General features: G+C 63.5%; 18 protein-coding genes. 4 read left to right on the top strand and 14 right to left on the bottom strand.

From position 1 onward, the window contains the following. The first annotated feature begins 49 nt into the window (after window positions 1–49). Window positions 50–1,291, top strand: coding sequence for a membrane dipeptidase (locus AC2FML_RS07480; protein ID WP_496782633.1), 1,242 nt, complete (start codon window positions 50–52; stop codon window positions 1,289–1,291). On the opposite strand, the gene AC2FML_RS07475 is transcribed toward AC2FML_RS07480, so the two are convergent. The 11 genes from AC2FML_RS07475 to AC2FML_RS07425 all read right to left on the bottom strand — a co-directional run bounded on the left by AC2FML_RS07475 (window position 1,288) and on the right by AC2FML_RS07425 (window position 10,294). After that, window positions 1,288–2,400 (bottom strand): alpha-hydroxy acid oxidase, encoded by a 1,113-nt coding sequence (locus tag AC2FML_RS07475; RefSeq protein ID WP_496782631.1) that lies wholly within the window; start codon window positions 2,398–2,400, stop codon window positions 1,288–1,290. The two genes, AC2FML_RS07480 and AC2FML_RS07475, sit on opposite strands and share 4 nt — an antisense overlap. After that, window positions 2,400–2,954, bottom strand: coding sequence for a sulfopyruvate decarboxylase subunit beta (gene comE, locus AC2FML_RS07470; protein WP_170365073.1), 555 nt, complete (start codon window positions 2,952–2,954; stop codon window positions 2,400–2,402). Before comE ends, AC2FML_RS07475 begins: the two co-directional genes overlap by 1 nt. After that, window positions 2,951–3,457: a sulfopyruvate decarboxylase subunit alpha gene (gene comD / locus AC2FML_RS07465; protein WP_170339639.1), complete on the bottom strand. Its 507-nt coding sequence runs from the start codon at window positions 3,455–3,457 to the stop codon at window positions 2,951–2,953. The genes comE and comD overlap by 4 nt, the downstream gene beginning before the upstream one ends. A gap of 49 nt (window positions 3,458–3,506) precedes the next feature. Further along, window positions 3,507–3,917 (bottom strand): universal stress protein, encoded by a 411-nt coding sequence (locus AC2FML_RS07460; protein WP_170340249.1) that lies wholly within the window; start codon window positions 3,915–3,917, stop codon window positions 3,507–3,509. 22 nt (window positions 3,918–3,939) lie between these two features. After that, window positions 3,940–4,920 carry a zinc-dependent alcohol dehydrogenase gene (locus AC2FML_RS07455; protein ID WP_496782628.1) on the bottom strand — a complete coding sequence of 327 codons (981 nt, stop codon included), beginning with the start codon at window positions 4,918–4,920 and terminating at the stop codon, window positions 3,940–3,942. Next, window positions 4,917–5,678, bottom strand: a complete 762-nt coding sequence (locus AC2FML_RS07450) for an SDR family NAD(P)-dependent oxidoreductase (protein WP_496782626.1) — start codon at window positions 5,676–5,678, stop codon at window positions 4,917–4,919. The genes AC2FML_RS07455 and AC2FML_RS07450 overlap by 4 nt, the downstream gene beginning before the upstream one ends. Next, on the bottom strand, window positions 5,671–6,978 hold the full coding sequence (gene hisD / locus AC2FML_RS07445) for a histidinol dehydrogenase (RefSeq protein ID WP_496782624.1): 1,308 nt from the start codon (window positions 6,976–6,978) through the stop codon (window positions 5,671–5,673). Before hisD ends, AC2FML_RS07450 begins: the two co-directional genes overlap by 8 nt. Window positions 6,979–6,990: 12 nt before the next feature. Next, complete coding sequence (locus AC2FML_RS07440; RefSeq protein WP_170340241.1) at window positions 6,991–8,319, bottom strand: TRAP transporter large permease; 1,329 nt, start codon at window positions 8,317–8,319, stop codon at window positions 6,991–6,993. 11 nt (window positions 8,320–8,330) lie between these two features. Next, window positions 8,331–8,843: a TRAP transporter small permease gene (locus AC2FML_RS07435; RefSeq protein WP_170405198.1), complete on the bottom strand. Its 513-nt coding sequence runs from the start codon at window positions 8,841–8,843 to the stop codon at window positions 8,331–8,333. 98 nt (window positions 8,844–8,941) lie between these two features. After that, the gene (locus AC2FML_RS07430; RefSeq protein WP_496782622.1) at window positions 8,942–10,087 is read right to left on the bottom strand and encodes a TRAP transporter substrate-binding protein; all 1,146 of its coding nucleotides are present in this window, start codon (window positions 10,085–10,087) and stop codon (window positions 8,942–8,944) included. 24 nt (window positions 10,088–10,111) lie between these two features. Then, window positions 10,112–10,294 (bottom strand): hypothetical protein, encoded by a 183-nt coding sequence (locus AC2FML_RS07425; protein WP_170365134.1) that lies wholly within the window; start codon window positions 10,292–10,294, stop codon window positions 10,112–10,114. Between the two features lie 135 nt (window positions 10,295–10,429). Between AC2FML_RS07425 and AC2FML_RS07420 the strand changes: the two genes are divergently transcribed. Continuing rightward, window positions 10,430–11,455 (top strand): LacI family DNA-binding transcriptional regulator, encoded by a 1,026-nt coding sequence (locus AC2FML_RS07420; protein ID WP_170420140.1) that lies wholly within the window; start codon window positions 10,430–10,432, stop codon window positions 11,453–11,455. Window positions 11,456–11,469: 14 nt separating this feature from the next. Here AC2FML_RS07420 and AC2FML_RS07415 read toward each other — a convergent pair whose 3' ends face one another. Then, the gene (locus AC2FML_RS07415; protein ID WP_170441376.1) at window positions 11,470–12,441 is read right to left on the bottom strand and encodes a LysR family transcriptional regulator; all 972 of its coding nucleotides are present in this window, start codon (window positions 12,439–12,441) and stop codon (window positions 11,470–11,472) included. Window positions 12,442–12,531: 90 nt separating this feature from the next. Next, window positions 12,532–14,967 (bottom strand): GcvT family protein, encoded by a 2,436-nt coding sequence (locus AC2FML_RS07410; RefSeq protein ID WP_496782620.1) that lies wholly within the window; start codon window positions 14,965–14,967, stop codon window positions 12,532–12,534. Window positions 14,968–15,152: 185 nt separating this feature from the next. Between AC2FML_RS07410 and AC2FML_RS07405 the strand changes: the two genes are divergently transcribed. Then, window positions 15,153–16,670 (top strand): trimethylamine methyltransferase family protein, encoded by a 1,518-nt coding sequence (locus AC2FML_RS07405; RefSeq protein ID WP_496782618.1) that lies wholly within the window; start codon window positions 15,153–15,155, stop codon window positions 16,668–16,670. An 83-nt stretch (window positions 16,671–16,753) separates the two neighbouring features. Beyond that, window positions 16,754–17,722 carry an agmatinase gene (locus AC2FML_RS07400; RefSeq protein WP_496736060.1) on the top strand — a complete coding sequence of 323 codons (969 nt, stop codon included), beginning with the start codon at window positions 16,754–16,756 and terminating at the stop codon, window positions 17,720–17,722. Here AC2FML_RS07400 and AC2FML_RS07395 read toward each other — a convergent pair. Next, window positions 17,719–18,699 carry an arginase family protein gene (locus tag AC2FML_RS07395; protein ID WP_170390782.1) on the bottom strand — a complete coding sequence of 327 codons (981 nt, stop codon included), beginning with the start codon at window positions 18,697–18,699 and terminating at the stop codon, window positions 17,719–17,721. The two genes, AC2FML_RS07400 and AC2FML_RS07395, sit on opposite strands and share 4 nt — an antisense overlap. Window positions 18,700–18,741 lie beyond the last annotated feature (42 nt).

Raw genomic sequence — 18,741 nt, 5'->3', positions numbered from 1 at the left:
TGGCCGGGTCTGCCCACTTGAGGCAATGCAACCCATGGAAGGACACTCGATGAAGCCACTGATGACTGCGGCCGCAACCGCCCTGGCAATCGCCGCACCCCTTCACGCCAGCGAAGAGAGCAAGACCTGGGGCGCATCGGACGAAGCCAGGCAGTTCGTGCAGGACACGATCGTACTGGGCATGCTGGCCAGCCCCTACGGAACCGGCTGGACCGAAGACGAACAACTGCACACCTACTTCCAACGCGCCCGGGACAACGGCATCACCGGCCATGAAATGACATTGGCCGCCGCTGACATGACGTTCGACACGTTGCTTGAACAGCACTATCATTTCCGCGCCGCCATGGCGCAGCAGCCCGAGAATTATCTGATCGTGAATGAAACACGCGATATCGAGGCCGCGCATGCTCAGGGCAAGACGGCTGTGATCTGGAACAGCCAAACGGCAACGGTTCTGGATGGCGACCTCAAGAAGATGGCCCTGCTCAAGGACATGGGCATCAAAAGCATGATCCTGGCCTACAACGACATTTTCCGAACCGGTTCAGGGCAGTTGGCAGCTTACAACGGACGGGAAATCGGTCTGACCCCATGGGGCAAATCCGTGATCGATGAGATGGTGCGCTTTGGCATCCTGCTGGACCTTAGCCACACCGGGTCGAAAACGGCCAACGACGCGATGGACTACATGGACGAGAACTATCCCGGCGTGCCCTATGTCTACACCCACTCGGTTCCGGCAGGGCTCTATGCGAATGAGCCCAACGCCACGACCAAGGGCTGTTACCGAGCCATCCCGGACGACGAGGCACTGCGAGCAGCCAAGTCCGGAGGATACATATCGCCCACATTCACAGAATGGATGATGGACGGGGTATGGCCCGAAGACATCTCACCCAAGCAAGCCGCCGATATGATCGACTATTATGTCCAACTTGTCGGCGTCGACCATGTCGGGATCGCGACGGACGACATGTTTTCAACCGAACTTGTCGTTCAGTTCGCGACCGCGAATGCCAGCATGTATGACGACGGTGGCTACATGATTGACGCGTTCAACAAAGGCGCAACCGGGAATGGTGAATTGGCCAAGATCCTTGCCGCGATAACCGACGATCTATGGGCGCGGGGCTATTCAAACGAGGACCTCGCCAAAATCTACGGCGGCAACAAAATGCGCGTCTATGCCCAGGTATGGGAGGGCAAGCCGCCCGGACGGTTTTTACAGGAATACCCGGAACGCCTGCGGATGAGGCAGGAGTTCCAGAACCTGTTCCACTCGCGCTAGTCCCCATCCGGTCGTTGAATCTCTGACAAGGTGCTGACACCGATCTGGGCCATGGCGATGTCCATCTCTTCGGACAGCACCGCCCACAACCGGTGCAAACCGGCCTCGCCGCCCGCCGCGACGGCGAATTGCAGGGTCCGCCCGAAGAACAGGAAATCGGCACCAGCCATGAGCGCCTTGAGCGCATCTTCGCCGGACCGCAGGCCGCTGTCGTAGAACAGCGGATAGTCGTCGCCGACCGCTGCGCGGATCTGCGGCAGGACCGAAATCGGTGCGGGCGCGCTCTCCAACTGGCGGGCGCCGTGGCTCGAGACCTGGATGGCGTCGACTCCGGCAGCCTTCAGTGCAACCGCGTCTTCGACGTGCAGCACGCCCTTGACCACCAGCTTGCCCGGCCACCGGTCGCGCAACCTTGCCAGCGTGTCCCAATCGGCCATTGCACGGCTTTCGGTGCGGTCGAACGCGAACCCCTCCATCAGGAAATTCGCCATCTGCGGTTTGCCCTTCAGCAAGGTCGAGATCGACCAGCGCGGGTGCAGCGCGAAATCCAGAAACTGCCACGGCCCGACCCGGAACGGCATACGGAAGCCGTGGCGCAGTTCGCGCGGGCGGCGGCCGACTTCGGGCACGTCAACCGTCAGGATCAGAGTCTTGTAGCCCGCGGCCCTTGCCCGATCGACCAGCTTGAACGTGCCGTTGCCATCGCCGCTGAAATACAGCTGAAACCAGGCATGGCCCCGGGCCTCTTCGATCAGCGCCTCCATCGGTGTCGAGGCCACCGTGGAAACGCCCAGCGGCACCCCGTATTGCGCCGCCAGCCGCGCCAGCATCAGGTCGGCGCCCGGAGCTGACAGGTTGCACATGCCCATTGGCGCGATGCCGAAGGGCCTGTCGGCTGGTTGCCCGAATACGCGGGTTGCCAGTGACCGGCTACTGACATCGCGCAGGATCCGGGGCTGAAGGGTCATGGCGTCCAGCGCCGCGCGGGTGCGCCGGCTCCCAGCCTCGGACCCGGCGGCCCCGTCAATATAGTCGAACACCATCCACGGCAGACGCCGCCGGGCCAACCGGCGGGCATCTTCGGCGCTGTGGATGGCGCTTGCGCCCATCAGGCCTGAACGGCCTTCATGAAGCGGTCGCGGATGACGACCGGGTCCATCGTGATCGGCGGCATCTTGGCGTTGCCGCTTTCACATTTGCTGACGATGATGGTCATCTGGCGGGCGTCCAGCGCTTCTTGCAGCACGCTGCCGGTCTCTTCGGCCTGGCATTCGATCACGCGCTCGCAGCCCGCCGCCTCGGCCATCTTGGCCAGCGAGGTCTTCTGCCCCGCATAGGTCGGCTGATCTCCGGTCGAGCCGTACGAGCCGTTGTCGATGATCAGCAGGATGTAGTTGTCGGCCACGTTGTTGGCGATGGTCGGCAGCGTCCCCAGATTGGTCAGGATCGAGCCGTCGCCGTCGATGACGATCACCGGTTTCGGCTGGGACAGCGCCAGCCCCAGACCGATGCTCGAGGCCAGGCCCATCGTGCCCAGCATGTAGAAATTGGTGGGCTGATCGTCGATGGCATGCAGTTCCTGGCTGGGGATGCCGATATTGCACACGACCAGTTGGTCACGCAGGATCGGGGCGATTTCCTTCAGGATTTCAGAACGGATCATTGGTCGCCATAGCCTCCCCAGAAATTGGCGTCGGTCAGAATCGCGACGGGCTTGTTGCACATGAAGGTGTATTTCAGGATCGCGTCCAGTTCGGCCACGTCTTCCTGATGGTGGAAATGGTAGGTCGGGATGTGCATCTGCGCCAGCAGGGCCTTGGTGTGAACGGCCATCTCGACCTGGCAGGCGATGGGCTCGCGCAGTTCGCCCCGGTACGAGATCAGCATTGGCAGCGGCATCCGGTAATACTGAATCAGCGTCGCCAGCGTGTTGATCGTGACCCCGATCGCGGTGTTCTGCATGATGATAGCGGGGCGCTTGCCGCCCATCCAGGCCCCGGCGCACAGGCCCATGCCTTCGTCCTCTTTGTTCGAGGGGATGTGGTAGATGGAGTCGTGGGCGTCGATCTCGGCGATGACGCCGGCCAATTGCTTGCACGGCACCGTGGTGACGAACGAGATGTCGTTGGCCACCAGATCTTCGGTGATCTTCTTGTCTATGTTCATGTCGAAACTTCTGTTCCTGGGTTGGGGCGCCGAGGGCGCGATGGACGGGTCAGGCCCTGCGGTGGACGTGGACGGCACATTTTGCATGCCGCACCACGCGCGACGCGGTGGAGCCAAGGAAATAATCGGTCAGTCCGGGACGGTGCGAGCCGATGACGACGCAATCGAACCCGTGGTCGTTGGCATAGTCGATGATCGTGCGCGCGGTGTGGCCTTTGACCAGTTCGGGCTTTACGTCCGTAAGGCCTTCCAGCTTGTTCATCAGGACTTCGCGGGCGCGGGCAAAGCCATCGGCCACGGCATCCTTATCCAGATAGACGCTGACCGAGCCCTGCGGCATCTCATAGACATGCAGCGCCACGATCTCGGCGGATCCGCCGCCCAAGGCGCGGGCAATCTCGAGCGTTTGTGGCGAAATGCCGTGGTCAAGCGCCATGGGGACAAGAATTTTCTTATACATGGTTACCTCCAGTTCCGGGCAGTCAGGCCCACGGGGACAGCACGATTTTCGGAACCGCGACCTCACCCGAGCGTAACTGGGCAAAGGCCCGGGCGCCATCGGCCAGATCGCGTTCTTCGATCCAGTCCAGAGGGCCCAGAGCGCCGTCAAAGATGGCCTGCGCGGTCTGACGGAAATCCTGCGCGGTATAGGTGTAGGTTCCGATGAAGGTGATCTCTTGCAGGGTCATGCGTCGCACGTCCAGCCCGCCGGCGTCCTCGCCCAGGCCCACATGCGCGATCACTCCGCCGGGTTGGGCCCGTTCCGAGGCAACCGCACGGGTGGCGGCAAAACCCACGGCGTCGACCACGATCGGAAATTCGCCTTGCGCTTCGGGTGCGACCTTGGCGCAATCCAGCCTTTGCAGGAACTTACGCCGTAGGTCGTTGGGTTCGACGATGGTCACATCCACGACATCCATCGCCCGCAGCGCCAGCGCCGCCGCAAGGCCAATCGCCCCACCCCCGATCACCAGCGCACGACGCTCCATCGCCGGGTGCAGCGCCTCGAGCGCAAGGCGCGCGGCATGCCAGCTGACGGCCAGCGGCTCGGCCAAGGCGGCTTTGGCGAAGGGCACGTGATCCGGCACCTCGACCAGATTATCCCAGGGCATCGAAACATATTGAGCAAAGGCGCCTTCACGCGGGGGCATCGAGATGATCTGACGGTCGGGGCACAGGTTTTCCCGTCCCGCTTGGCAGGCCGGGCACTGCCCGCAATTTACAAGCGGATTGATCGTGACCCGCGTTCCGTCTTTGGGGCCGCCGATCACTGTGCCCGCCGCCTCGTGCCCCAGGATCAGGGGCGCTGGGCGGCGCGCATCATGACCCAAGTAGGCATGCATGTCGGACCCGCAGATCCCAGCGGCCTCGACCCGGATCAGGTGCTCGCCCGGTTGCGGCGCAGAGTCCGGTACGTCGCGATAGACCAGCTGTTCGACGCCTTCATAAACCAGAGCTTTCATTTCGCTGTGAACCCCCCGTCAACCATCAGGATCTGCCCGGTTACATAGTCGGATGCCTGCGAGCACAGGAAAAGGATCGGCCCGTCAATGTCGTCCATGCGGCCATTGCGACCGATGCATGTCTGCGCCGCGTTGCGGCCCGCGCGGGCGGGGTCATCGAACACCGCCTGCGTCAGCTCGGTCGGAAAGAAGCCCGGGCCGATGGCGTTGGCGGTGATCCCGTGGGACGACCAGGCCTCGGCCATGGCGCGGGTCAGCTGTGCGATCCCGCCCTTGCTGGCCCCATAGGCGATCCCGCCGGGAAAGGCCCGCGTCGTCTGCAGCGAGGCGAAGTTCACGATCCGGCCCCAACCACGCGCCTTCATCGCAGGAACCATGGCCTGGCTGAGGAAGAACGGCGCACCGAGGTTCAGGCCCAGCGTCGCATCCCAGCCTTCGGGCGTGACGTCATCGGCGGCCTGTCGCGAGTTCACCCCGGCGGCATGAACCACGATATCCGGCGCGCCGAACGGGGCCGAGATTTGTTCGACCAGCGATGGCAGGCCGTCCCGGTCGGCCACGTCACCTGCGACCACCGCAGAGCCTGCACCGATCTCGGCCTGCAACTCGGCCAGTGCCTCGGCCCGGCGGGCAACGCCCACCACCCGCGTGCCCGCAGCCGCCAGCACCTGCGCAACACGCCGGCCCAGCCCAGAACTGGCGCCCGTGACGCAGGCCACCCGGCCGGTCAGATCGAACAGGTCGCGGGGGTCATTCATCTGCGGTCAGGTCAAAGTTTTCGTCCGGGAAATACTTGGCCAGACGCACATCGGCCGCGCGGGCGTGGCCCTCCATCCCTTCCAGCCGCGAAATCCGCGCGGTCGCCTCGGCGATGGGTTTCGAACCCTCGCGCGTGGCCCGCTGCCAGGTGACGATCTTCATGTATTTGTGCACGCTCAACCCGCCGGTATAGCTGGCCGCGCCCGAGGTGGGCAGGACGTGGTTCGTTCCGGTGGCCTTGTCGCCATAGGACACGGTCGTTTCTTCGCCCAGGAACAACGATCCATAACAGGTCAGCCGATCCAGCCACCAATCCAGATCCGCGGCCTGCACGGTTAGGTGCTCGGGGGCGTAGTCGTCGGAACACGCGGCCATTTCTTCGCGGTCCGCGCACAGGATCACCTCGGCATAGTCGCGCCAGGCGGCGGCGGCGTTGTCGCGGTTCAGCTCGGGCAGATCGGCGATCAGGGTCGGGACCATCTCCATCACACGGGTCGCCAGATCGCGGTCATCGGTCACCAGCCAGACGGGCGAGTTGTAGCCATGCTCGGCCTGACTCACCAGGTCGGTGGCCACGACGAAGGGGTCGGCCGTGGCATCCGCCAGGATCAGGCTATCGGTCGGACCCGCGATCATGTCGATGCCGACCTTGCCGTACAGAATGCGCTTGGCCTCGGCCACGAACTGGTTGCCCGGCCCCACAAGGATGTTGGCGCGCGGCAGCCCGAACAAGCCATAGGTCATGGCGGCCACGCCTTGCACGCCCCCCATGGCCAGGATGCTGTCAGCGCCGCTGATATGGGCGGCGTAGACGATCGCCGGGGCCACGCCCTCGCCCGGGCGGGGCGGCGAACAGGCGGTGATGTGACGGCACCCCGCCACTTTGGCGGTGGTCACGGTCATGATGGCGCTGGCGATGTGGCTATACCGCCCGCCGGGCACATAGCAGCCCGCCGCATCGACCGGGATGGCCTTCTGCCCCGCGATGAAGCCCGGCACGATTTCCAGCTGCACATCCGACACGGTGGCCTTCTGCGCCTCGGCAAAGCGGCGCACGTTGTCTTGGGCAAAGCGGATGTCGGCCTTGAGCTTTTCCGGCACCCAGGCGCAGGCGGCGTCGATTTCCGCGGGGGTCATCAGTACGTTGCCCTCGAACTTGTCGAACTTGGCCGCGTATTCCATCGCCTTGGCGTCGCCGCCGGCCTCGATGTCGGCCAGAATGGTCTTGACCGTGTCATGCACCTCGGACGCGTGGGATTGTGCGGTCAGGGTGGCCTTCTTGAGGTATTCACGCGACATATTCAGAAGATCCTATTGGTAGATTTCAGGAAGCAAAGTGGTCGACAGCGCCGGAACGTAGGCGATCAGGATGACGACGATCAGCATGGTCAGCACGAAGGGCACGGCGCGGGCCGCGATCTTGAGGATGGATTCACCCGTGATCCCCGACACCACGAACAGGTTCAGCCCCAGTGGCGGCGTAATGAAGCCCACCCCCAAGGCGGTGATCATCATGATGCAGAACTGGATCTCGTTCATGCCGATATTGTCCGCCAGCGGTTTCAGGATCGGGGCTAGGATGACGATATTCGGTGTCGTCTCCATGACGCAACCGGCCGCGATCAGAATGCCGATCATCAGCAGGATCAGCAGGAACGGATCCTCGGTCAGCGAGGTCACCGAGGCCACGAAGCCCTGCGGCACGCCCATGATCGCCAGCGCCTCGGCCAGCGGGGCCGAGAAGGCGATGATCGGCAGGATAACCCCGTTCACCTTGGCCGAGCTGACCAGCATCGACGGGAAGTCCGCCAGCGTCAGCGTGCGCAGGATGAACCCCATGATGATGGTGACGACGACGGCGGTCGCGCCAGCCTCGGTCGGAGTCAGGCGACCCGAAAAGATGCCATAGAAGATGATGCCCGGCACGATGAAGGCGTACCAGCCCGACTTCAGCGCCTTGCCCAGGTTGGCCAGCCATTCGCCCATGGTCATCATCCCGCCGCCCTCATAGGCGTAGAGACGGTTCATGATGATATTGGTCACAAGGATCGAGATCAGGATCGCCAGCCCCGGGATCAGAGCAGCCAGAAACAGGGTCGAGGCCGAGATGCCCAGCACGAGCCCGATGATGATATAGGCGATCGAGGGCGGGATTAAGATCCCGGTACAGGCCCCCGCCGCCACCAGCGCACAGGCATAGGGGCGCGGATAGCCGCTTTCGACCAGTCGGTTGATCGTCATCCGACCCACCGCCGCCGCTCCTGCCGCGTCGGACCCCGAGATGGCCGCGAACATGCCGCAGACCAGAACCGTGGCCGAACCGAACCCGCCTTTGGCGAAACAGGTCAGCGCCTCGGCCACGTCCAGAAACTTGCGCGACAGCCCGGTTCGCACCAGTACGTCACCGGTCAGGATGAACAGCGGCACCGCGGTCAGGGCAAAGGCGTCGATGCCGGTGAACAGGCTTTCGCCGACAAGGCTCAGCGGCAGGTCGCCCGACATGATCAGCATCACGATCGCAGCCGAGCCGATTGCGGCCCAGACCGGAACAGCCAGCGCGATCAGGCCGACGAACAGGATCACGGGCAGGTAGAAATCCCAGCCCAGTTCGACCGTTTGATTGAGAGAACTCCACAGCATCCGGTTTCTCCTCAGTCAAACAGCTTGTCGCCTTCGAAAACGGGCGTGCCGTCACGAAGGCTTTTGATGTCATTCGTCAACGATTGGATCAGGCGCCAGATCATCAGGGCAAAGCCCGTCGGCACCGCCATCAGGAACCACACCTTCGACACCCGCAGCCCGTCAGTGACCGAGCCGAATTTGGCCGAGACATGAACCGCCTCGTAGGACCAGTAGAGCGCGATGACCGCCACCGCGAACATCACCAGATCACCAAAGATATACAGCACCGCCTTGGGCCGCGGCCCGAGGTAATGCATGATCACGTCGATCCGGATATGGGCGCGTTCCTTGACCGCCGCCGCCGCGCCGATCCAGGCCAGATAGATGAAGGAATAGCGGACGATCTCCTCGCCCCAGATCGAGGAATAGGCGAAGATCTCGCGCCGCAGCACCTCGATTGCCATCGTGATGACCAGCATCACGTAAAATACCAGCAGCAGCCAGCGTTCGGCGTTGCGGTCTATGGTTTTGAGTAAGGACATCGCTTCCCTCGGCAAGGCTGGGGGGATGGGCCTGAAAGCTCAGGCCCTGCAGGTCTGGCGAAAAGGCGGGCACACGTCCGGCGCCCGCCCGATCCGCATCAGGCGTCGTGGACGTAGTATTTGCCTTGGGTTCCGGCCGCTTCGACCAGCTTTTCGAAGGCGTCCATCGACCCGGCCAACTCGGTCTTGAAGGGGTCCCACTCCGAGCGCTGATAACCGCCGGTCTCCTGCCACTCGGCCAGTTGGTCGTCGGTCAACGAGTGGAACTCGACTCCGGCCTTGTTCAACTCGGCCATGGCATGGGCGCGGGCCGAGGGTACCTTGGCCAGGTTCTGGTGGCTGGTCATCTCCGAGCCCCACATGATGCCCTCTTGCACGTCGGCCGGCATCGAGTTGAACCATTCCAGGTTGCAGGAATAGACCTGGCTGTCCGGCACCGCCTGGGTGAAGGTGACGTGAGACAGAATGTCCTTGAAGCCAAACACATAGAGCGCGCCGACCGACGGGTCGAGCGCATCCGCCACGCCCTGCTTGATGGCCGAGGGGGTCTCACCCCAGGCAACGGGCGTCGGGTTGGCACCGACCATGCGGTAGTATTGCTGCAGCATCTTGGACCCGGGGACGCGGAATTTCACGCCGCTCATGTCCGAGGGGGTGATGATGGCATTTCCTCCTTGGCGCACGGCCACGACGCGCGGGTCGATCACGACATAGAACAGCGCCTTGAAGCCAGCGGCCTCGACCTTGGGGTGCACTTCGTTCTTCCAGGTGTCGGAATGCACCAGGTTGGTGAACCGCTGGTTCGAGCCGCACAGATACGGCATGTTGATCAGGTCCACGGTCGAAGCGAAGGGTGCGAAGTTCGACAGCGAATGCTGCGCGGCCTGGATGGTTCCACCCTGCACCTTCTGCACCAACGCGCCGCCCGCGCCCAGTTGCCCGCCCGGGGCCAGCTTGACATAGACCTTGCCGTTGGTTGCGTTCTGTATGTTCTCCTTCAGGTCCAGCTGCATGATCGGATAGCTGCGCGAGGCGCCCAGCACATAGGCCGTGGCCACCGTCATCACATGCTCGGCAGCTTGTTCGCGTTCCTTTTCTTCCTTAGCGGTCTGCGCCGCGGCCTCGGATGACCACAACACGCCGCTTGCGCCCGCCACCAGTGCGGCCGTGAACGCGCCACTGGCACTGAGTTTGAGGAAATTGCGGCGTTCAGCTGACGCCAGTTTCATTTGATCTTTGTTCATTGATTGCCCTCCCATTGGAAAAATTCAGCCGCCGTTCTCCTCACGTTCGGCCTCTTTTTTCAGAATTGCGACAACGAACAGGATCGACGCCGCGAACAGAACCAGCATCTCGCCCACATCCCCAAGAAAAGCGCGGCCTGCAAACGCACCCAGCGCCACGTTCGCGAAATAGACGACGAAGACGATGGCGGATGCGGCAAGAAACATGTTCGGGACTCCGGCTAGAATCGGCACTGAGGCCATTTGTAAGCGCTTACATGGAAAATGCAAGCGCTTACATTTCAACTTTCATTGCCAATCCGATCCGGTTAGAATTGGACAGAGCAAAGATTAGGTTTGGAAATGTCGAAGCTGAAGCCCGCCCCGACACTGGATGACGTTGCCAGAAAGGCGGGCGTTTCCACGGCTACGGTTTCGCGTTGCCTCAACACGCCGGATCGGGTTGTCGAAGCGACCCGCAAACGCGTGCAGTCGGCGATCGAGGCGCTGGGCTATACACCGAATTTCGCGGCTCGGGTCATGGCGGCCAAACGCACGTTTACCATCGGCGCGATCATCCCGACGATGGAGAACGCCATCTTTGCGCGCGGCTTGCAGGCCTTTCAGGAAGAGCTGCACCAACATGGATATACGCTGCTGGTATCCAGTTCGGCCTACAAACCGGCCACCGAAGAAGAGCAGATCCGTACTTTGGTTGCCCGCGGCGCCGATGGCCTGCTGCTGATCGGACACGACCGGGCGTCGCGCATCTACGAATTTCTTGAACACCGGGAAATTCCGGCGCTGGTCGCGTGGTCATTTTCCCCGGACGGGCGTTTGCCCTCCATCGGTTTCGACAACCGGGCGGCCATGTACGAGTTGGCGAAAAGGGTCATCGACCTCGGGCACAGACGGCTTGCGGTGATATCGGGCATCACCCACGGCAACGACCGCGCGCGCCTTCGATTGGACGGGGTGCGCGACGCTGTTCGGCAGCACGGGCTTGACCCGCAGATGCTTCAGGTCATCGAGACTCCGTACGAGATCGAAAACGGCGCAGAAGCCTTCGCGCGTCTCATGTCGCAGGACGCGCCGCCGACGGCTGTCATGTGCGGCAACGATGTGTTGGCCGCCGGCGCTTTGCTCAGGGCTCAGGACATGGGGCTGAAAGTGCCGCAGGATGTCTCGATCACCGGGTTCGATGACATCGAACTGGCCCGGATCCTGCGCCCGGCGCTGACGACCGTGCACGTGCCGCATCGGGAAATGGGTAGAAAAGCCGCCAAGGCATTGATCGAAATGGTAGAAAAAAGGGCCCCGGCGGCCGGTGAACACTTGTTCACGCATATCGTCGAACGACAGTCCTTGGGTCCTGCCAACTCGGGGTGATCCGTGTGCCTAGGTCAGGCGGCCCGATCTTCCATCGTCCGGAAATCACCCTTCAGCCACAAATGCCGCTTGCACATCGGTTCGGTAAAATACTGCCGGATCAAGCTGCTTAGGGCCTTGTGGATCAGTTTTGAAGTGGTGTCCGGATAGACCTCGGTCGTGAACAGAGAAACGATCCTGACAAAGTTCCGACCCGGAAAAGGCGTTGCCCGAACCGAGTCATGATAGCGATGCGCCCGATGGAAACACCCGGCCGTGGTGATCGCCCATCCGCTGCCTTCGGCCACCAACCCCATGATCGACTGGTTGCATTCCAGCTCGAACCGGTTGGGCAGGTTGTACTTGTTGCGCGTCAGCTGGATCTCAATCTGCTTGCCGATCGTGTAGTCTCGCGAATACCGCAGCAGCGGCAGGTCGGAATGGGGCGAGAACAGATCCTGCACCTCGCCCTTGAACTTTTCGGGCACGATCACGATGAACGGATCCCGCATCAAAGGGTATTCGACCAGGCCCTGTGTGCCGCCCGGCGGTCGGGTCGCCACGCCCGCGTCCAGCTTGTGCTCCTGCAATTTCTCGATGATCTCGTGGCTGGGCCGTGTGAAATGCCGGAAATTGCAGCGCGGCAGCGCATGGGCCAGAAACCGGATCAGTTCGGGCGCGATCTGGTTGTCGAAATCATCCACCAGGGCCAGCCGCAGATCGGTGGCGTGGCGCCAGTTGCCAGACCGGATCTCGGCCTCGCCCCGCTTCAACACGGTCAGGCCATCGCGTACATAGCGCGAAAATACCTCGCCAGCCGGTGTCAGGCTCATCGGACGACGGCCGTGATCCACCAGTGCGATGCCAAGGGCGTCTTCCAGGCTGCGAAGATGGTTGGAAACGGTGCTGATCGACAAACCCGTTTCCGAGGCCACCTGCTGAATCGAACCGGACTTGGCGATCAGGCGGAACACTTCCAACCAGCGCAGGCTCAGTGTTTTGGACACGGGGCAAAACCCTCCCGCAATTTCGATTTCATCGAAACTAGCGAAACAGAGTTTTTGCTTTCGGGCAATGGTGAATGTTGGTCACACCCATTAGCTGCGCATGCGGGTGAACTCGGGATCGTAGGGGCAGGCAGGGATCACCCGCGCCGGAACCCTGTCACCACACAGGTCCAGCATCATCTCGCTGCCCTCGGCTGACAGGTGCGGCTCGACAAAGGCATGCGCCAGGTTCAGCCCGGTGCGATGCCCCCAGTCGCCTGAGGTCACCGTTCCCACCACCCGATCCCCGACCATCAGCGACGCACCGGGTTGCGCGGGCGCGTGCGCGGCCTGCACCTGCAGGGCAACCAGCTTGCGCGACGGTCCATTGGCTTGCCGTTCGATCAGCGCCGCGCGCCCGATGAACTCCGGCTTGTCCAGCCTAACAAAGCGGCCCAACCCAGTTTCGAACGGGTCATATTCGGTGATCAGGTCGGCCTTCCAATGCAGGAAGGTCTTCTCCATCCGCATCGACTCGATCGCCCGCGCGCCGAACAGTTGCAGGCCAAAGGCCTGTCCGGCCTGCCGCAGAGCAAGATAGGCCGCATGGAGCGAGGCGTTGGGCACATGGATCTCATAGGCCAACTCGCCCGAGAAACTGACGCCCATCACGGTGGCGGGCGCGATGCCGACAAAGCACTCGCGCACGCTGAGCCACGGGAAGGCGTCCCGCGACCAATCCCCGCGCGAACAGGCCGACAGCACGTCACGCGCCCGTGGCCCGGCCAGAACCAGGATGGTCTGGTCGTTGGTCAGGCTACGCAACTGCACGTCCTCGTCGGGGGCGATGTGCCGGGACAGCCAATCCATGTCATGCAGTTCGGCCGCTGCGGCCGAGCCGTACCAAACCCGATCCGGCCCCCGGTCACTGGCGGGCAGATTTGCGATGGTCGCCTCGGCCTTGACCATGCCCTGATGGTTCAGCAGATAGGCCAACCCCACCCGCCCCGGGCGACGGGGCAGCGCGCCGCAGATCATCCGGTCGAGGAACGCATGCCGGTCGGTACCGGTGATCTCGATCCGGTTGAACCCGTTCACCTCGGCCAGCCCGGCATTCTGCTGCACATTGGCAACCTCGGCGGCGATCACGTCGAATGTTTCGTCAAAATCGAAACTGAGTGTCGGCGTGAAATCGGGCGCGGGCTTGATGTACTCGACCCGCTCCCAGCCATTCACCACGGTAAATTCCGCGCCCTCGGCGGCCAAAACCGGGGTCAGCGGCGTTGTCTTGGCGGGCCGCCCGGCGGGGCGGTGTTCGTGCGGAAAGTGAAAGCGGAACTCATTCTGGTAATCCTCGATCGCCTTCAGCGCGGTCAGCTCGACATTGGCATGCCCGGCGAACCGGCGCGGGTCGAGGCACCAGGTGTCATAGCAGGCCTCGCCATGCACGATCTGCTGGGCCAGAAGCCAGCCGTGGCCGCCCCCCTCACCCAGCCCGGCCCGCAGGCCGATGATGCAGAATGCGTTGCGCTTGCCGGGAATCGGCCCGACCAGGGGTGCACCATCGATCGTGTAGGTGATAGGGCCGTTGACGACCGTGTGGATCCCGGCCTCCATCAGGGCGGGCATGCGGGCAAACGCGCCTTCCAGCACATCGGTCACCCGGTCCAGATCGTCCGGGCACAGCGCGTTGACGAAGTTCGGATCGATCCCGTCCATGCCCCAGGTCTTGCAGTCCTGTTCGTAGAAGCCCAACAGCAGCCCGTTCTTTTCCTGCCGGCAATAATAGTCGCTGATCGGGCAGCGCAGCAGCGGCATGCGGTGGCCGGCATCGCGGATCGCGGGGATTTCCTCGGTCAGGAAATACTGGTGCTCCATCGAGGCCACGGGATGGTGTACGCCCATCATCGCGCCCACCTCGTTCACGCGGTACCCGCAGGCATTCACCACGATGTCGCAGTCGATGTCGCCGTGCTCGGTATGAACGGTCCAGGTGTCATCCTTGTGCTGGGTCAGGGCCGTGACCGGCGTGTTGCGATAGACCTCGGCCCCGGCCTTGCGCGCCCGCCGCGCCAGCGCCTGACACAGCTGGGCGGGGTCGATGTCTCCGTCCAGCGGATCCCACAGGCCACCCAGCAGCTTCTCGGTGGAAATCAGCGGGTGGCGGCGGGCGCATTCCTGCGCGTCGATCACCTCGAAATGCACGTCCATCCCCCGCGCCATCGACGCGAAATGGCGATAGCCCTGCATCTGCGCTTCGGTATTGGCCAACCGGATGCCACCGTCGCCATGATGGTAGTTGATTGGATAGTCCGGGTCCTCGGCCAGTTCCTTGTACAGGCGGATCGAATGCGACTTGAGCCCCACCATCGTCTGGTTCATTCCGAAGTTCGTCACCTGCGCGGCCGAATGCCATGTGGTGCCGGATGTCAGCTCGTTGCGCTCCACCAGAACCACGTCGCTCCAGCCTTCCTGCGTCAGGTGATACAGGGTTGAACAGCCAGCGATTCCGCCGCCGATCACCACGACCTTGGTGCGCGATTTCATGGGTGTGCTCCTTCTGACATTCCCCGAACCCTGCCGAACGACGCAGCGGGCGGGCAATGGCGCAGTGGCCGGTCCCGAAAAATCGAAACGGGGATTGAGATTTCTCAAAACGGCATTTCCGCTTTGGCCGCACCCCGCGTTGCCGCGTACTCTGCAGGGCAGGATCGGATCAGGAGCCTTCGAAGATGCCAGAACAGGGCAAACGCGGCGGGCGGCGGGCCAGGCTGGCGCAACGGGCGGCCAAACCGGCCTTTGACCCCTGCCCGCCCGGCCAGACCGGTGGGCAGTACAAACCCCTGACCTTGCCCGAGATCGCGGCGATCCACGACACCGCCCTGCGCCTGCTGGAAAGGCTGGGCATGGGCGAGGTGCCCGACCGTTTGGCACAAGACCTGATCGCCGCCGGCGCGCGGCCCGGCCCGCCGGGACGGCTGGTCTTTCCCCGCACGATGGTCGAAGGCGCGGTCCGGCAGGCCGCCAAACGGTTTACCCTGCACGGGCGCGACCCGGCCCGGTCGATCGAGGTGGGCGGCGACCGCGTGCATTTAGGCACCGGCGGAGCGGCGGTCCAGACGCTGGACCTGGACAGCGGGCTCTATCGCCCGTCGACCCTGGCTGACCTGCATGACTTCACCCGCCTTCAGGACACGCTGGCCAATGTCAGCTGGTTCACCCGATGCTGCGTCGCCACCGACGTGCCGGACAATTTCGATCTGGACGTGAATACAGCGTATGCGCTGATCCGGAATACCACCAAACCGGTGGCAACCTCGTTCACGCTGGCTGAACATGTCGCGCCCATCGTGCGGATGCTGGATATCGCCGCCGGAGGCCAGGGCGCCTTTGCGGAACGCCCGTTTCTGAAGGCGCATATCAGCCCGGTGATCTCGCCCTTGCGGTACGGCGAAGATGCGGTGGACGTGGTCTATGAATGCATCGCGCACAACATCCCCATGTCCTGCATCACCGCAGCGCAGGCCGGGGCGACCGCGCCCGCCACCATGGCCGGGTTTCTGGCCCAGTCGCTGGCCGAAACCCTGGCCAGCCTGGTCATGGTCAACGCGATCCGGTCGGGCTTTCCCATGGTGTTTTCCAACTGGCCCTTCATCATCGATCTGCGCACCGGTGCCTTTTCGGGTGGCAGTGGCGAAACCGCCGTGCTGAACGCGGCCTCGGCCCAGATCACCAACTGGTTGGGGCTGCCCTCGGGCGTGGCCTGTTCGATGACCGATGCCAAGGCCATCGACGCGCAATACGGTGCCGAGAAAGGCATCACCTCGCTGGCCGCCGCACTGGCCGGCGGCAATTTGATCTACGAAAGCTCGGGCATGACGGCATCGCTGCTGGGGGTCAGCTTCGAGGGGTTCGTACTGGACGACGAGATGCATTCGCACACCTATCGCGCCCTGCGCGGGATCGAGGTGACCGAAGAAAACCTGGGCTTTGACGCGATCTGCCAGTCGGTTCTGGGCGAGGGCCATTTCCTGGGCAGCGCCCACACCCATGCAGCGATGGAGCGCGACTATTTCTACCCCGCCCTTGCCGACCGGGCCGAGCCGCGCAGCTGGCAGGACAGCGGCGCCCGCGATGCCTGGTCAACCGCCCGCGACCGCGCGCGTAAAATCCTGCGCACGCATCACCCGCAATACCTCAGCCCCGAACAAGAGGCCGAGATCCGCGCCAATTTCCGGATTCTGTCCTGATCCGACGCCGTTGTGTCGCGGACCGGGTGTTTTTGACGCGGGCTTGGCGCTAGGCTCGGGCAAACGACGACACAGGGGGCCTCATGGCAAATGCGTTCTTTCAACCCGTCTCGGCGATGGAGCTGGCCCGCTTTGCCGGTGTCCCCACCTTCATGCGTCTGCCGGCCCTGACCTCGGACGACGACCGGATCGATCTGGTCGAGCTTGGGCTGGTCGGCATCCCCTGGGACGGGGGCACCACCAACCGGCCCGGCGCGCGGCATGGGCCGCGGCAGTTGCGCGACCAATCCACCATGATCCGCGCCATGAACCCGGTGACCGGGGTTGCCCCGTTCGAGTTGGTCAACTGTGCCGACCTGGGCGACGTGCCGCCCAACCCGGTGGATATCGAGGATACGCTGGACCGCGTCACCCGCTTCTACACCGACCTGACGCTGCGCGGCATAGTGCCCCTGACGGCGGGCGGCGATCACCTGACCACCCTGCCCGTCCTGCGGGCGCTGGCCAGCGACGGCCCGCTGGGGCTGATCCAGTTCGACAGCCATACCGACCTGTTCGACAGCTATTTCGGCGGGCACAAATACACCCATGGCACCCCGTTCCGCCGCGCGGTCGAGGAAGGATTGGTCGATCCCGAACGCTTCGTGCAGGTGGGCATTCGCGGCACCGCCTACAACACCGAGGATATCGCATGGGGCGAGGCGCAAGGCATCCGCATCATTCGCATCGAAGAGTTGTTCGATCGCGGCATCGACGATGTCATGACCGAGGTCCGCGCGATCGTCGGCGACGCGCCCTGCTATTGCACCTATGACATCGATTTCGTGGACCCCACCCATGCCCCCGGCACCGGAACGCCCGAGATCGGCGGCCCCAACAGCTTTCAGGCCCAGCAGGTCATTCGCAAGCTGGAAGGTCTGAACCTTGTGGGCGCGGATCTGGTCGAGGTCTCGCCGCCCTTTGACCCGGCGGGCGGCACCGCGTGGCTGGGCATTTCGCTGATGTTCGAACTGCTGTGCGTGCTGGCCCAAGCGATCGACGCGCGGCGCTAGGCCCGCGCGACGTTCTCGGCGATCATCGAGATCATCTCGAACATCACCGCCGCCGCCGTCAGCGCGGTGATGTTGTTGGGGCTGTCCTTGGTCGGCATCATGCAGACCACATCGCCGCCGACGATGTTGAGCCCCCGCGCGGCATGCAGAATGCCTACGGCTTCGTCGATGTCAAAACCCTTCTCGCCGGGTTCCAGGTTCGACACGCCCGGCGCGATGGTCGGGTCAAGGCAGTCGAGATCGAAGGTGATGTAGACCGGCCGGTCGCCCAGAACATCGCGCGTTTGGGCCACCACATCGGCCAAGCCACGCTGGCGGAACTCGCGCATGGTGACGATGTTGTAGCCATAGTCATAAGAAGGCTGCAGCCAGTCCAGGCTGCGCGGATGCCCCCGCAACCCGATCTGCATCGACCGGGTCGGGTCCACCTGCCCCTGATCGGCCAAGTAAGCCCCCCAATGCGCGGCGGACTTCTTGGCCCCCAGGAAATGATCGACCTTGGTGAACACATCCGTATGCGCATCCAGATGCAGAAAGCTGACCGGTTGCCCGCCCGCCAGTTCGCCTCGGCCCAGCGCCTGCACGATCCCGCCCGTGATCGAGTGATCGCCGCCCACCGAAACGGGCCGCGCACCGGCGGCGTCGATGTCACGGTAGAAGGCGGTTATACGCTCGATGCAATCCTCGTTGTCGTTGGCGCGCGGGAACGGCACGTCGCCAACATCGGCAATGCGCGCGCTCGACCACGGATCGATCTGGAACAGCGAATGCACCCGGCGCTGCACGGCGGAGACATGACGCAGCGCACGCGGGCCCAGATGCTGGTCGCGCTCGGTGGTGCCGTTGCCGGCGGAATGCGGCACGCCCACAAGGGCGATATCCTGGTCCTGCGGCCCCACATGGGGGCACCGGAACAGGGTCGGCACGCCCCACCAGTACAGGTTGTCCATCATGGATTGTTCGTAGCGGTCCGCCATCATGTCTCCCCGCCCTTAAATGAAACCGCCCCCACGGGTGAC

It is taken from the genome of Ruegeria sp. BHSC029, assembly GCF_059613085.1.
The sequence above is the reverse complement of the archived record's forward strand: the minus strand, read 5'-3'. Positions and strand labels throughout refer to the sequence as shown.

What these genes read in the sequence shown, in the direction of transcription:
- AC2FML_RS07430 (WP_496782622.1), bottom strand. Translation starts at nt 10,087, where the DNA reads ATGAACAAAGATCAAATGAAACTGGCGTCAGCTGAACGCCGCAATTTC.
- AC2FML_RS07475 (WP_496782631.1), bottom strand. Translation starts at nt 2,400, where the DNA reads ATGGGCGCAAGCGCCATCCACAGCGCCGAAGATGCCCGCCGGTTGGCC.
- AC2FML_RS07405 (WP_496782618.1), top strand. Translation starts at nt 15,153, where the DNA reads ATGCCAGAACAGGGCAAACGCGGCGGGCGGCGGGCCAGGCTGGCGCAA.
- AC2FML_RS07440 (WP_170340241.1), bottom strand. Translation starts at nt 8,319, where the DNA reads ATGCTGTGGAGTTCTCTCAATCAAACGGTCGAACTGGGCTGGGATTTC.
- AC2FML_RS07480 (WP_496782633.1), top strand. Translation starts at nt 50, where the DNA reads ATGAAGCCACTGATGACTGCGGCCGCAACCGCCCTGGCAATCGCCGCA.
- comE (WP_170365073.1), bottom strand. Translation starts at nt 2,954, where the DNA reads ATGATCCGTTCTGAAATCCTGAAGGAAATCGCCCCGATCCTGCGTGAC.
- hisD (WP_496782624.1), bottom strand. Translation starts at nt 6,978, where the DNA reads ATGTCGCGTGAATACCTCAAGAAGGCCACCCTGACCGCACAATCCCAC.
- comD (WP_170339639.1), bottom strand. Translation starts at nt 3,457, where the DNA reads ATGAACATAGACAAGAAGATCACCGAAGATCTGGTGGCCAACGACATC.
- AC2FML_RS07410 (WP_496782620.1), bottom strand. Translation starts at nt 14,967, where the DNA reads ATGAAATCGCGCACCAAGGTCGTGGTGATCGGCGGCGGAATCGCTGGC.
- AC2FML_RS07455 (WP_496782628.1), bottom strand. Translation starts at nt 4,920, where the DNA reads ATGAAAGCTCTGGTTTATGAAGGCGTCGAACAGCTGGTCTATCGCGAC.
- AC2FML_RS07420 (WP_170420140.1), top strand. Translation starts at nt 10,430, where the DNA reads ATGTCGAAGCTGAAGCCCGCCCCGACACTGGATGACGTTGCCAGAAAG.
- AC2FML_RS07460 (WP_170340249.1), bottom strand. Translation starts at nt 3,917, where the DNA reads ATGTATAAGAAAATTCTTGTCCCCATGGCGCTTGACCACGGCATTTCG.
- AC2FML_RS07450 (WP_496782626.1), bottom strand. Translation starts at nt 5,678, where the DNA reads ATGAATGACCCCCGCGACCTGTTCGATCTGACCGGCCGGGTGGCCTGC.
- AC2FML_RS07435 (WP_170405198.1), bottom strand. Translation starts at nt 8,843, where the DNA reads ATGTCCTTACTCAAAACCATAGACCGCAACGCCGAACGCTGGCTGCTG.
- AC2FML_RS07425 (WP_170365134.1), bottom strand. Translation starts at nt 10,294, where the DNA reads ATGTTTCTTGCCGCATCCGCCATCGTCTTCGTCGTCTATTTCGCGAAC.
- AC2FML_RS07395 (WP_170390782.1), bottom strand. Translation starts at nt 18,699, where the DNA reads ATGGCGGACCGCTACGAACAATCCATGATGGACAACCTGTACTGGTGG.
- AC2FML_RS07400 (WP_496736060.1), top strand. Translation starts at nt 16,754, where the DNA reads ATGGCAAATGCGTTCTTTCAACCCGTCTCGGCGATGGAGCTGGCCCGC.